Raw genomic sequence first — 13,103 nt, 5'->3', positions numbered from 1 at the left:
CCTCATCCCTAGTTTATCAAGCCGGCGTGCTTCATCGCCGCGTCGATCTTCTCGGCGGTCGACGGCTCGACCGTCATTAGCGGCGAGCGCAGCACATTCTCGACCTTACCCAGCTTCGACAGCGCATATTTCGCGCCGGAAACGCCGGGCTCCATGAAAATCGCCTTGTGCAGCGGCAACAGACGGTCCTGCAGGTCGAGCGCCTTGGCGCTGTCGCCGGAAAGCGTTGCCTCCTGGAATTCAGCGCAAAGCCTGGGCGCGACATTTGCCGTCACCGAAATACAACCGACGCCGCCATGCGCGTTGAAGCCGAGCGCCGAGGCGTCTTCGCCGGAGAGCTGGATGAAATCCTTGCCGCAGGTGGCGCGCTGCTCCGAAACCCGCTCGACCTTGCCGGTGGCATCCTTGACGCCGACGATGTTCTTGAAGTCGTGCACCAATTGCCCCATCGTCTCCGGGCTCATGTCGACCACCGAGCGCGGTGGAATGTTGTAGATGATGATCGGCAGGCTGGTCGCCTTGGCGACGGCGGCGAAATGCGCATAGAGGCCGCGCTGCGTCGGTCTGTTGTAATAGGGCGTGACGACAAGGGCCGCGTCGGCGCCCGCCTTCTCAGCATACTGGACCAGGCCGACCGCCTCGTCGGTGTTGTTGGAGCCGGCGCCGGCGACGACCGGAACCCGGCCCTTGGCGACCTCGATGCAAACCTTGACGACTTGGCGGTGCTCGTCATGCGACAGCGTCGGCGACTCGCCGGTGGTGCCGACAGGGACCACGCCCGTCGTGCCTTCGGCGATCTGCCAGGCGATGAACGCGCGAAAGGCTTTCTCGTCGAAACGGCCGCTCTTTTCGAACGGTGTGACGAGCGCGGTCAGCGAGCCTCTTAGCATGTCGTCCAACTCCTTGGGACTAGCGCATGACCCCGAAAATCGCCGTCGATTTCGGAAAGGATCATGCGCCAAATTTAAATTGCTACAGCGTCCTTTGCGCGTCTGAGAAGACGCGCGGCGCTGTAGGTGTTTGTCGTGCGCGCCTTCTAGCCGAAAGCGAAGCGGCGCACCATAGTCTCGACATTGTTGCGCGGCAAGCATTGCGCCAGCAATTGCAATTCGAACGACCTCGATAGGGTTTTCTTTACGGGCCCTTCATCACAGACGAATAGGCTGCAGTTCATCTGTGCCAGCTGTAGCATCGAAGAAATAGGAAAAGACCAAATCCATGCCGACCAGGCGGCCTCATCTTTTCGCGCTTCTCGGCGCGATCGTTGTGCTGATCCCCGGCGCGGCGATCGGCGGCAGCGTCGATGGGCAGGTCACGTCGGCGATCCCGATGACGGAGCCGCAGAACGATGCACTGCAGCAGTCCCCTTCGCCATCCGCCAGCGTCGCGGCGCTGAAGAGCGGTCTCGATGCGCTGGCGGCAAACGACATTCAGCGCGCGCGCCAAGTGCGCGAAACGCTGCCGGCCAAATCGCTCGATCGGCACATCCTTGCCTGGGCGATTGCGCTCTATGGCGGCGACCAGGTGCCGAGCGGCGAAATCGCCGATGCCGCGAAGATGCTGCCGAACTGGCCGGGCACGATCGCCTTGCGCAAGAACAGCGAGCGCGCGCTCTATCGCGAGAAGCCCGCGCCACAGATCGTGGTGCGGGCGTTCGACGGCAGCCAGCCGCTGACCTTCGAGGGCGTGGTGATCCTTGCCCGCTCCTATGTAGCGCTGGGCGATACGAAGGCGGCGCGCTCGGTGCTGTCGCCATTCTGGCGCACCGAAAAGCTCGAAGCCACGGACGAGGCGGCGGTCATCCGCGAGTTCGGCGCGCTGATCCCGGCCGCCGACCATCGCTTCCGCATGGAGCGCATGTTTTATGCCGATCGGGTCGCTTCGGCGCTGCGCGTCGCCGGTCTCGCCGGCGCCCAGCAATTGGCCGATGCCTGGGCGGCAGTCACCAAAGGCGACAAGAACGCGGCCAAGCTGCTGAAGGCGGTGCCGGCAGCGCAGCGGGCGGCCGGCTATCTCTTTGCCGAAGCCGAATATCTGCGCAAGCAACAGAAATTTTCCGATGCCGCCGCGCTGGTGCTGAAGGCGCCGGGTGACCGCGACGCTCTGGTCGATCCGGACGCCTGGTGGGTCGAACGCCGGGTGCTGTCGCGCGAGCTGGTCGACCAGGGCGACATGAAGACCGCCTACAGAATAGTCGCCGCGCATGCCGCCGAAAGTCCCGCCAATGCTGCCGAGGCGGAATTCCATGCGGGCTGGTACGCGCTGCGCGGCCTCAACGACCCGAGCACCGCCGCCAAGCATTTTGCGCAAATCGCGGAGCTCGCCCAAGGGCCGATGTCGCTGTCGCGCGCCTATTACTGGCTCGGCCGTGCCGCCGAAGTCGGCGGGCCCGGCAGTGCCAAGGATTATTTCAGCCGCGCCGCCAGCTACGGCACGACCTTTTACGGCCAGCTCGCCGGCGAGCGCGTCGGCCGGCAGATCCTCAACATCGTCTACCCGCAGCCAAGTGCCGCCGACCGCCGGAATTTTGCCACCCGCGAGGCGGTCAGCGCCATCAAGCGGCTGCAGGAAGCCGGCTATGACCGCTATGCCGAGACGCTCTACCGCGACCTTGCCGGGCAGCTGAACAGCCCCGGCGAACTTGCGCTGCTTGCGGCGCTGGCGGAAAGACAAGGCAACCATTTCATGGCGCTGAAGGTCGGCAAGATCGCCGGCGCACGTGGCATCGATGTCGGCGCGCTGTTGCATCCGCTCGGCGTCATTCCCGACACCGCCAACATTTCCGGCTCGGGCAAGGCGCTGGCCTATGCGATTGCCCGCCAGGAAAGCGAGTTCAACATCGGCGCCGTCTCCAGCGCCGGCGCGCGCGGGCTGCTGCAACTGATGCCGGGCACGGCCAAGCAATTGGCGAAGAAGGCCGGCATGACTTTCTCGCAGGCGCGGCTGACCACCGATGCCGGCTACAATGCGACGCTGGGCGCCGCCTTTCTCGGCGAGCAGCTCGGCCGCTTCGACGGCTCCTACGTGCTGACCTTCGCCGGCTATAATGCCGGCCCCGCCCGCGCCGCCCAGTGGGTGACGAAATACGGCGACCCGCGCGGCAAGGACGTCGATGCAGTCGTCGACTGGATCGAGCGGATTCCCTATACGGAAACAAGAAGTTACGTTCAGCGCGTGATGGAGAATTACGAGGTCTACAAGATGCGTATCTCCGGCAAGTACGATATTGTCGGAGATCTGGTGAACGGCCGGGGTTAGCCTTTCCTTCTCTCCTTGTGGGAGAAGGTGGCCGAGCGAAGCTCGGTCGGATGAGGGGTGCTCCAGCTTGGTTCCGACAGCGCTCCGTCCAACACCCCCCAACCGTCTCGGCGCTAACGCGCCGATCCACCTTCTCCCACAAGGAGAGAAGTAAGAGCCCCCAATTTGACCGCCCCTGCCCTCGCCTGTAGCAGTCGCAACGATCTGACAGCAGCACGGAATCGAGTGTACATGCCAAACGACGAAGGCTTCTCCGATTTCTTCTACGCCGCGCCGGACGGGCTGTCCCTGCACGCCCGCATCTACGGCGAAGCGAATTCCGGCCGCTGGCCAGTCGTTTGCCTGCCCGGCCTGACCCGCAATTGCCGTGACTTTCACGAGCTGGCGCTTTATCTGTCGACGCAGGCGAAGCGCAGGGTTGTCGCCTTCGACTATCGCGGGCGCGGGCAGTCCGCCTACGATGCCGATATCGGCCATTACAATATCGGCATCGAGGCGGGCGATATCCTTGCCGGGCTGGCGGCGCTGAACATCGAGAAGGCAGCCTTCATTGGGACGTCGCGCGGCGGACTGATCATCCATGTGCTCGGGGCGATGCGGCCGCCCGTGCTGAAGGCCATCGTCTTCAACGACATCGGCCCGGTGATCGAGTCGCAAGGTCTCGCCCATATCCGCTCCTACCTCGACCCCGCGCCCAGGCCGAAGACGTACGCAGAGGTGGTCCGCGGCCTGCGCAGCACCCATGGCGCGGATTTTGCGGCGCTGACCGATGCGGATTGGGAGCGGATGGCATCAGCCCTCTACCGCGAGACCGAGGAGGGATTTCTGCCCGATTTCGATCCGAAACTGGTCGAGACGCTGGCGGGGCTCGATCCCAGCCGGCCGCTGCCCGATCTTTGGCCACAGTTCGACGCGCTGGCGGCCATCCCGATGCTCGTCATACGCGGCGCCAATTCGAAGCTGCTGTCCGCCGAAACGCTCGAGCAGATGCGGACGCGCCATACCGATATCGAGACGATCACCGCCGACGGCCAGGGGCATGCACCGTTTTTGGAATCCGGGATCCTGCCGGGCAGGATCGCTGGTTTTTTCGATCGAGCGGAGCGGCGGGGTGGCAGGAAGTAAGCACTTACCATGCCTTCGTCATCCTAGGGCGGAGCGAACGCGAAGCGGAGCGCAGACCCTGGGATCCATGCCATGACGTCAGCCGAAGAATGACGTCAGCCGAAGAATGCAGCGGATCGGAATCGCGCTCGTATCCGTAACGTGGACAGCTACCCTTCAACCATCACCCGCGACTGACCGCCGGTGCGAAAAGCACTCGAATTTGCTCCGCTTTCGTGTACGCAAATGTAACGGCATGGATCCCAGGGTCTTCGCTACGTCGCTTCGCTCCTGCTCCGGCCCAGGGATGACGAATGCGAGGAGGCTTCGGCCAATCTCGGAGATTTACGCTTTGCCACTGAAAGAATTTTGGAGGCTCGCTGCCGAGTGGCAGGCCAACCTAAGTAATACCCGAGACTTCATGTCGAGTATTACTTGACTTAACTTCGCGGGGAACAAACCGTCAGGATTTAGCGCTTCTCTTTGCGGGCTTTGGGGCCTTGCTTGCGGCCGGCTCGCCTTTTGGCCCTCGCTTCGCCGGAGGTGGAGAAGACAAAGCGCTTGCGCCGCCGATATCCGAGCCACCGGACCGAGGCGTTTCCAGCACGGTGACGCAGCCGTCGAGGTCGTTGGTGGCCAGATGGGCGTAACGCATGGTCATCGACAGCGTCTGATGGCCGAGCCACATCTGCACGCGCCTGATGTCGATGCCGCCCTGGACGAGACGCGAGGCGCAAGTATGGCGCAATATATGCGGCACGACCTGATCGTCGGCACCAAGCCCGACTTCGGCCTTGGCATCGTTCCAGATGGCGCGAAACTGCGCCTGGCTGAGCTTGGTGAACGGGCCTTTGGGCCGGCGGCCCTCGGTGGCCGGCAGCTTGATCACCTCTTTTACCCGCTCGGTCATCGGAATGGTGCGGCTGCGGCCGGATTTGGTGATCCAGAAACTGACGCGGTGCTCCTGGATATCGTTCCAGATCAAACCCAGCGCTTCGCCGAGGCGGCAGCCGGTGTCGACGAGAAAGACGGAAAGCCGATAAGCGTCCTCGCTGCGGCTCTTGATGGCGGCGAAGAGCCGGGCCTCCTCGTCTCTTTCGAGGAAACGAATCCGTCCCGCCCGCTCCTTCTGGCGGCGGAACTCGGGCAGGCTGTGGATATCCCCCATCTTGTAAGCCTTGCGCAGCAGTTTGCTGAGGGCAGCCATCTTCCGGTTGATGGTTGCGTTGCTGTTGCCGCGCTGGCGCAAGGTGCCGATTAGGTTGTCGAGGGTGCTTTGGTCAAAGGCGCTGAAACGCTCCCCAAGGAGAATCTCGTCTATCTCGCCGATGAAGGAGCTGACATTGTATTTATGCCGCCCGTCATCCCAAAGTATGTCCCGGTATGCTGAAAACAGTTCTCCGATCCTGTGCGACTTTACTTCTCGTATCTTGTTATAACTGTATTTTATCTTTGCAGTTTGAGAAGAAAATATCGAAAAATGATCAGAGGTTCCTCCCTCTTGAATCGCATCGTTCGTCATTATTCGCCACACCCCCCGAGTGGATAGGCCTAGACCTACCTGCTTGGCGGTGCCCTTTCAAGAGTTTTAAGCGTTGCGGCCGATTTCATCCGCCAGCGGCGGATCCCAACGACATCGTTCCACAACTCTGTTCAGCTACCGAAACCCCTTTTCCTTCTATTTGCGACCAGTCGCGAAAACAAAAACAGCCCGGGCGTTAAAGCGCCCGGGCTGGATTTCACTTGCCTTAAGTCCAGCCCTTAGAACGAGCGCTGGAAGCGGAGGAAGCCGCCAACGGCGTTTTTCTTGTCGCCCGGGATGCCGGTCCAGTTGTATTCATAACCGGGCAGCGAGTCGCTATCGATGTGATGGCTGTTATGAGCCCAGTCCACTTCGGCCGTGATCGTGAAGCCGGGAACGATGTCGTAGGCGATATTGGCCGCGACGCCAGCTTCCTTGGCTTCGTCATACGACGCCTGGAGGTTGAACGAGGTCTTCTCGTTGATGGTGTAGGTGCCACCACCCCAGACTGCCCAGTTGCCGCCCCACTGCTTGTAGAAGTTGCGCGGGAGATTGTCGTCAGAACCGTAGCCGGCCATCAAGAACAGCGACAGGTTCTGCATCGGCGTCACGTCGAGGCGAACCTTGCCGGCCCATTCTTCCAGGCTGCTGTCATAGGCGACAACACCGCTGATGGAGCCCCAGCCCTGCGTGTACTTCACGCCGCCGACGACATACGGAACGAAGCTGTCGACCGAGTCGTGACCGAGATTGAGGGCAGTATTAGCGTCGTTAAGGATAAAGCCTTCACCGGTTTCCAACGAAGCCACGGCCGAGAAGCCGTTGCCGGCATCGAAGTAGTACTGGACGACGTTGGTGTCGAAACCGCCGTAGGGAACGATCGTATCCTGGATGACGTTGCCGGCGTAGCCGGTGAACGTGTTGAAGGCTGTTTCGTCCTTACCGACGCGGAGACCACCAAGCTGGATCCAGGCGAAGTTCAGCGAAACGCCTCTGCTGCCAAAGTCGGAGAAGCCCGTGTCGAACCCAGGCACGCTTTGATAACCAGTTCCCCAGTTGAAGCGGGTCTCGGTGTAGGTCTTCAAGGTGCCCATCTCGGTTTCCTGGCCGGTATAGGTCCTCAGCGTGAAGCGAGCCTGCTTGTAGTAGCCGTCGTTCTCGTTGTCTTCACCATTCAAGGCATCCAACAGGTCCTGGTACCTGGCGCCGTCGAACGAGCCAGCCTGGCCCACGCCGATGTCATAGCGGACATAGCCGCCGATGCGCAGGCAGATTTCGGTGCCGGGGATGTAGTAGTAGCCAGCGCCGTAGACGTCGCAGATCTTGACGTATTCAGCGGGTTCCGGCTCGGCGACGACGACGGCGTCGGCGGCGCGCGCACCGGAAACTGCGATCAGTGCCGCAGCGGAGCCGAGAAGAAGGCTCTTGATGTTCATTTTCTGACCTCCAGTCAAAAGTTAAAAAACGGGTCTGGGTATTCTTTGCTGAAGGACAGCGTTCCCTGCCCCATCCCCACTACCGAAAAAGATGCGCACCGCGCCGCTCCTTCAAACCCGACATTACCCATGAGACGGCGGCATTCAACCACGATCGTACCGGCAAAAGGTTTGTGTTGGCGCTATACCCCGGCGTTGTTGCACAAATGACACGATTTGGCCTCACTCCGAAAGCTCCCGTTAACCAACAGCCCTTCGCAAGCCGTTGCAAACCGCGGATTCCGGCGATGGTCGGCCCGAAATGTGACCGTGGCCCGAGTCGCGAACCAGGGAATTGCCGTAGAATCGCCACATCGCCGCGCGGCGCTTTGGCGAAGGGTCGATTTTTCAAGGATAATAGCGTCAGCTTGTTGATTGTGCCGGCGCTTTTCTTTATCCACCGGCGCAACGGAGAGGTGGCCGAGTGGTCGAAGGCGCTCCCCTGCTAAGGGAGTAGAGGTCAAAAGCTTCTCGTGGGTTCGAATCCCATCCTCTCCGCCACCCTACGCCCTGCGGGCTTCGGGTGGCAGGCCACCCGAAACCGCATTTTGGGCGTAGGGTGTCGCCCGAAGCTACGAAGTAGCGTAGGGGGACCATGTGGTACGTCTATTTCCTGCAACTTCGTAACGGCGATGTCTACGTCGGGTCGACCAACGACCTTCGGCGCCGTTTCGAATCGCATCGATCAGGCTATGTGACTTCGACTAAGGCCTATCTGCCTGTAGCTTTGAAGTCCTACATCGGGGTTGAAACCGAGGCGAACGCACGGCAACTCGAGCGATATTTCAAGACCGGTTCGGGCAAGACCTTTGCGAGTAAACGTTTTTGGCCGACACGGCCTCACTGACGGCCTTAGGACCTATCTATTTGAAATATAAATAAAAACAAACCCAACGAGCTGCTTTTCGCCGACCTCCGTCCCGATTCTGACTGGAGGTCAGAAAATGAATATCAAGAGCCTTCTTCTCGGCTCAGCCGCGGCATTCGTCGCGGTCTCCGGTGCGCGCGCCGCCGACGCTGTTGTGGTCGCCGAGCCGGAACCCGCCGAATACGTCAAGATTTGCGACGTCTACGGCGCCGGCTACTTCTACATCCCCGGCACCGAGACCTGCCTGCGCATCGGCGGCTACGTCCGCTATGACATCGGCATCGGTGACGTCGGCTCATTTGACGGTGCAAAGACTACCGATCAGCAGGACGGCGACTCGCAGGATACCTACTACAAGCACGCCCGCTTCACGCTCAAGACCTGGACCGGCCAGGAAACCGAGCTCGGCACCTTGAAGACCTACACCGAGACGCGCTTCAACTGGGGTAACCACAACGATTACCTTGATGACAACTTCAATGGCGGTACGAGCGTTTCGCTGAACTTTGCCTGGGTCCAGCTCGGTGGTCTGCGCGTTGGCAAGGACGAATCGGCCTTCGATACCTTCATCGGCTACGCCGGCAACGTCATCCAGGATACGCTGGTCCCCTACGGCGGCTTCGACACCAATGTCGTCCAGTATTACTTCGATGCCGGAAACGGCTTCTCGGCCGTGGCTTCGTTGGAAACCGGTTCGGGCAGTGCCGCCGCGGATCCTGGCATTTTCCAAGACAGCAACAGCGGCAATGATTCCATCGACAGCTATGTCCCGTATGTCGTCGGCGGTATCAAATACACGCAGGGCTGGGGCTCGATCACCGGTGTCGCCGCCTACGACAGCACCTGGGAAGAGTGGGCCGGCAAGGTTCGCGTCGACGTTACGCCGATACAGAACCTGACACTGTTCCTCATGGCCGGTTACGGCTCTGACGACAACATCGACCGCAACTTCTACAAGCAATGGGGCGGCAACTGGGCAGTCTGGGGTGGTGGCACTTACACCATAAACGAGAAGACCTCGTTCAACCTCCAGGCGTCGGCTGACGATGACAAAAACTACGGCGTCGCCGCGAACATTGCCTACGATATCGTTCCCGGTCTCACGATCACTGCCGAAGTCGATTGGGCCCGCGACGGTCAGTTTGACAAAGCCTACGATCGCAACTGGACCAATGCCGACGACAAGGACAGCGTCGGCGGCATGCTCCGCTTCCAGCGCTCATTCTAACAGTCCGAGCTAGATTGAGATTGAACCCGGCGGGCAACCGCCGGGTTTTTCGTATCGGCGCGACGCAGCTGTCAACTCTCGATGCATAATGCAGGCTGCTGCTGAGCAGCCGATCGCAGGGCTGGTCGAATGCAATGCTCGCTCCGCACGCTTGTTCGTGCAAAAGAAAACTTGGGCCGATCTGAAGAGCTGGCCTACCGGATCAATGTATCTCGACAGCAAGTCACGATCGACCTCGGCCGATCGGGCGCATCCTACCTGTTCAAATTTCAGCCAGATCGCTCAAGGCGTCAATCAGCGGCTGAATTGCGCTCTCATACTTTTTCCAGCGTTTGACGGATGAACTATAGATCGGCTGCCGGACCTGCCAGCGGCTGGGGGTATTGACCGATCCGCTCCTCTCGAAAAAGCGCAGGCAGGAATCGTCCCAAGGCAAGCCGAGATGATCGATGAGACGGCGCGATTGCGTCTCCTGATCCGCAACCAGCGTCTCATAGCGGCTTTCGAAAATACGTCCGGGAAAGACCTTGTCCCAGTGCCGCATCAAGCGATCATATTCGCGGTAGTACAACCCGAGTGTCTCAAGGTCGGCGTTGTAGCCGTGGTCCTTGGTGAAATGCAAGACGAAGCAGGAGACGCAATTGTCGATGGCATCGCGCCGGCAATGAATGATGCGTGCGTTGGGAAAGAGAATTCCAATCACGCCGATAAACTCGAAGTTGTGCGGCATCTTGTCGACGATGCGGGGCGCGGCAGGCGCGTGCTGGCGCAGATAAGACAGGTATTCTTCGGCCAGCGCCCTCGACTGATCCCTCGTCATCGACACAATCGAACTGCGCAGGTCCTCATCCGACAGTATTCTAAAGCCCATCGAGTTCGCGATTCGCCGCAGCTTCGTAAGCTCCCCGGCGCCATGGACATCCGGATGGCTCGCGCAGATCTGCTCGGTCAGCGTCGTCCCCGACCGGGGCATGCCCAGCACAAACACAGGCACTTCAGACGGACTGCCGTGGCCAGCCTTGGCTTCCAATAGTGATGGGCTGAATATCTCGATCATGGAATCGACGCTTCGGCGGTAGTACTCCAGGTCGAAATCGTGACCAGCGGCCTTTTTCGCCCTCTTGAAGTGATCTATCGCCTCTTCATAGCGCTGAAGATCGTTCAGCACTTTGCCTGCCGCGTGGTGGAGCTGCGATGCAGCAACGGGTTCGAGCCTGGGATTGGAGAGTTCGCGCAGGATAGAGTCGAGCTCGGCAGGTTTTTCGGTGAACTTTTGCGTGTCGACCAGGTAATTGTAGGCTGCCCCAACATCGACGCGACGTTCTATTGCCTGATCGAGATAGGCTCTGGCTTCGTCCATGCGGCCGAGGCTGGTGAGCGCACCAGCCAGACCAATCCGGACCATGGGATGGTCGCCGTTGATCTTTAGCGCCTTCTCGTAAAGGGGCAAAGCCATCTCGGCCTTGTCGAAGTTGACGTAGGCACGCGCCAGTCCGCAAAGCGCTTCCACCAGATCGGGTTTCAATTCGCAGGCGCGCTGCAGGTGCCTGATCGCAAGCAAGCTGTCGCCAAGCTTCAGACCGGCTTCTCCCAGGCTAAGGTGGAAATATGGATTCTGAGGCGTCTGGCTTACTGCCCGCGCAAAATATTTGAGAGCCAACTCGTCGTCGATACCGAGCCCCAACGTGCCGAGGACGTAGAGCGAAAGCGGGTGGTTGGGCGTGCGGGCGAGAACGCGATGGCATAATTCCTCCGCCTCCGGGAGCCGCTTGGCTTGCTGAAGTTCGAGCGCCTGTCGCAGCAGCATGTCGTCAGCTTGCGCGCGCGAGGGCGATTTCACTTTCGACGGCTGCAGTTTCGGCGCCGAACGGGACTTTATGTGTTTGGACCAAGCGGGCGGCAGTCGGTTGCTCATCATGTCTCGCTAGCAAAATGGTCCGGGAGAATCCAGCCTGGCCTGAAGGCTGGCCTATCCTGTCGGGCGCCCTCCTTATTCAAAGTTCGGCTAGGTCGCCCAAGGCGTCGATCAGCGGCTGGATCTTGCCCTCATAATTTTTCCAGTGCTTGATGGACGAGTTGTAGATCGGCTGCCGGACTTGCCAGCGACTGGCCGTGTTGACCGATCCGCCCTTCTCGAAGAAGCGCAGGCAGGCATCGTCCCAGGGCAATCCAAGATAATCGATCAGACGGCGCGATTGTGCCTCCTGATCCGCAACCAGCGTCTCGTAGCGACTTTCGAAGATGCGTCCCGGAAAAACCTTGTCCCAATGTCGCATCAGGCGATCGTATTCACGGTAGTACAGCCCGAGCGTCTGCAGGTCGGCGATGTAGCTGTGTCCCTTGGAGAAATTCTGGAAAAAACACGAGAGGCAATTGTCGATGGCGTCGCGGCGACAGTGAATAATCCGCGCGTTGGGAAAGAGGAGGCCTATGAGGCCTATCAATTCGAAATTCCGGGGCATCTTGTCGACTATGCGACGTGCGGTCGGCGCACGCTCACGAAGGTAGGACAGGTGCTCCTCGGCCAGGATTTTGGACAGGTCAGGGGTGATCGGCACTATCGATTGGCCCAAAGCCCGTGCCGAAAGCCTGGTGAGGCCGGTAGCATTTGCGGCTCGCCTTAGCTTTTTAAGTTCTCCTGCGCCGTGAACATCCGGGTGGCTCGCGCAAATCTGCTCGGTCAGGGTGGTCCCCGACCGGGGCATTCCCAATACAAACACGGGCACTTCCGATGGGCTTCCATGACCCGCCTTGGTAGCCACCATGTCCGGGTTGAAGAGCTCGAGCGTAGAGTCGACCCAGCGGCGATAGGCTTCCAGATCAAACTTATAGCCTGCGGCCTGCTTGCCTTTCTTGAAATGATCTATCGCGTCTTCGTAGCGCCCAAGGTCGTTCAGCACCTTGCCGGCTGCGTGATGAAGTCTCATCGCACTTTCGGGGTCAAGCTTTGGGTAGCCCAGTTCGCGCAGGATGGACTTAAGTTCGGCCGGCTCTTCGGTGAATTTGCGCGTATGCACAAGCTCGTTATAGGCAGCGGGCATCGCGATGCGACGTTCGATCGCTTCTTTCAGATAGACTTCGGCTTCGTCCACGCGACCGAGACCGGTGAGTGCGCTGACCAGTCCTGTCCGAACGCGAGGATGATCGCGGTTGATCTTGAGCGCTTTCTCGTAAACCGGGACAGCCATGTCAGCCTTGTCGAATTCGACGTAAGCGCGTCCCAACGCGCAAAGCGCTTCCAGCAAATCGGGCTTCAACTTCAATGCTTGCTGAATATGCCTGATTGCGGGCGAATATTCGCTGACTTTTAGATAAACTTCACCCAGACTAAGGTGATAAAAGGGGTTTTGAGGCTCCTCGCCGACGGCTCGGGCCAAATATCGCAGCGCCGTTTCATCGTCGAGCCCGATGAACAGCGTGCCCATGATATACAAAGCCAGGGGATGGTTGGGCGTGCGCTCCAGCACGCGGCGGCACAGTTCCTCAGCCTCGGCCAACCGCTTGGCCTGCTGCAAGCCATACGCCTGTTTCAGCAGCGCATCGTCAGCTTGCGCGCGCGACGGCGGTTTCGCTTTCGGCGGCTGCACTTTCGGCGCCGGGCGGGACTTTATGTGTTTGGACCAAGCGGGCGGCAGTCGGTTGCTCATC

General features: G+C 60.2%; 9 protein-coding genes and 1 tRNA gene. 5 read left to right on the top strand and 5 right to left on the bottom strand.

Going from position 1 to position 13,103, the window contains the following annotated elements; all coding sequences use genetic code 11:
• Positions 1-8: 8 nt before the first annotated feature.
• Positions 9-890 (bottom strand): 4-hydroxy-tetrahydrodipicolinate synthase, encoded by an 882-nt coding sequence (gene dapA, locus NKI59_RS21450; protein WP_352490891.1) that lies wholly within the window; start codon positions 888-890, stop codon positions 9-11.
• A 328-nt stretch (positions 891-1,218) separates the two neighbouring features.
• On the opposite strand from dapA, the gene NKI59_RS21445 reads away from it, so the two are divergent.
• Complete coding sequence (locus NKI59_RS21445; protein WP_352706638.1) at positions 1,219-3,258, top strand: lytic transglycosylase domain-containing protein; 2,040 nt, start codon at positions 1,219-1,221, stop codon at positions 3,256-3,258.
• A 231-nt stretch (positions 3,259-3,489) separates the two neighbouring features.
• Positions 3,490-4,383: an alpha/beta fold hydrolase gene (locus NKI59_RS21440; protein WP_352706635.1), complete on the top strand. Its 894-nt coding sequence runs from the start codon at positions 3,490-3,492 to the stop codon at positions 4,381-4,383.
• 442 nt (positions 4,384-4,825) lie between these two features.
• On the opposite strand, the gene NKI59_RS21435 is transcribed toward NKI59_RS21440, so the two are convergent.
• Positions 4,826-5,884 (bottom strand): tyrosine-type recombinase/integrase, encoded by a 1,059-nt coding sequence (locus NKI59_RS21435; RefSeq protein ID WP_352706633.1) that lies wholly within the window; start codon positions 5,882-5,884, stop codon positions 4,826-4,828.
• 239 nt (positions 5,885-6,123) lie between these two features.
• Positions 6,124-7,320 carry a porin gene (locus NKI59_RS21430; protein WP_352591998.1) on the bottom strand — a complete coding sequence of 399 codons (1,197 nt, stop codon included), beginning with the start codon at positions 7,318-7,320 and terminating at the stop codon, positions 6,124-6,126.
• Positions 7,321-7,769: 449 nt separating this feature from the next.
• On the opposite strand from NKI59_RS21430, the gene NKI59_RS21425 reads away from it, so the two are divergent.
• From NKI59_RS21425 to NKI59_RS21415, 3 genes are all read left to right on the top strand, one after another.
• Positions 7,770-7,860, top strand: a tRNA-Ser gene (locus NKI59_RS21425).
• 94 nt (positions 7,861-7,954) lie between these two features.
• Entirely contained in the window at positions 7,955-8,206 is a 252-nt protein-coding gene (locus NKI59_RS21420) for a GIY-YIG nuclease family protein (protein WP_352591996.1), read from the top strand.
• A 97-nt stretch (positions 8,207-8,303) separates the two neighbouring features.
• Positions 8,304-9,455, top strand: a complete 1,152-nt coding sequence (locus tag NKI59_RS21415; RefSeq protein ID WP_352591993.1) for a porin — start codon at positions 8,304-8,306, stop codon at positions 9,453-9,455.
• Between the two features lie 262 nt (positions 9,456-9,717).
• Here the strand turns inward: NKI59_RS21415 and NKI59_RS21410 are convergent, their stop codons facing one another.
• Together NKI59_RS21410 and NKI59_RS21405 are read right to left on the bottom strand one after the other, a co-directional pair.
• Positions 9,718-11,370 carry a tetratricopeptide repeat-containing sulfotransferase family protein gene (locus NKI59_RS21410; RefSeq protein ID WP_352706631.1) on the bottom strand — a complete coding sequence of 551 codons (1,653 nt, stop codon included), beginning with the start codon at positions 11,368-11,370 and terminating at the stop codon, positions 9,718-9,720.
• Positions 11,371-11,449: 79 nt separating this feature from the next.
• Positions 11,450-13,102, bottom strand: coding sequence for a tetratricopeptide repeat-containing sulfotransferase family protein (locus tag NKI59_RS21405; protein ID WP_352706629.1), 1,653 nt, complete (start codon positions 13,100-13,102; stop codon positions 11,450-11,452).
• Position 13,103: the final 1 nt, after the last annotated feature.

The organism is Mesorhizobium sp. M0598, assembly GCF_040320865.1.
GTDB lineage: Bacteria > Pseudomonadota > Alphaproteobacteria > Rhizobiales > Rhizobiaceae > Mesorhizobium.
This window is presented reverse-complemented; position numbering and strand designations above follow the sequence as displayed.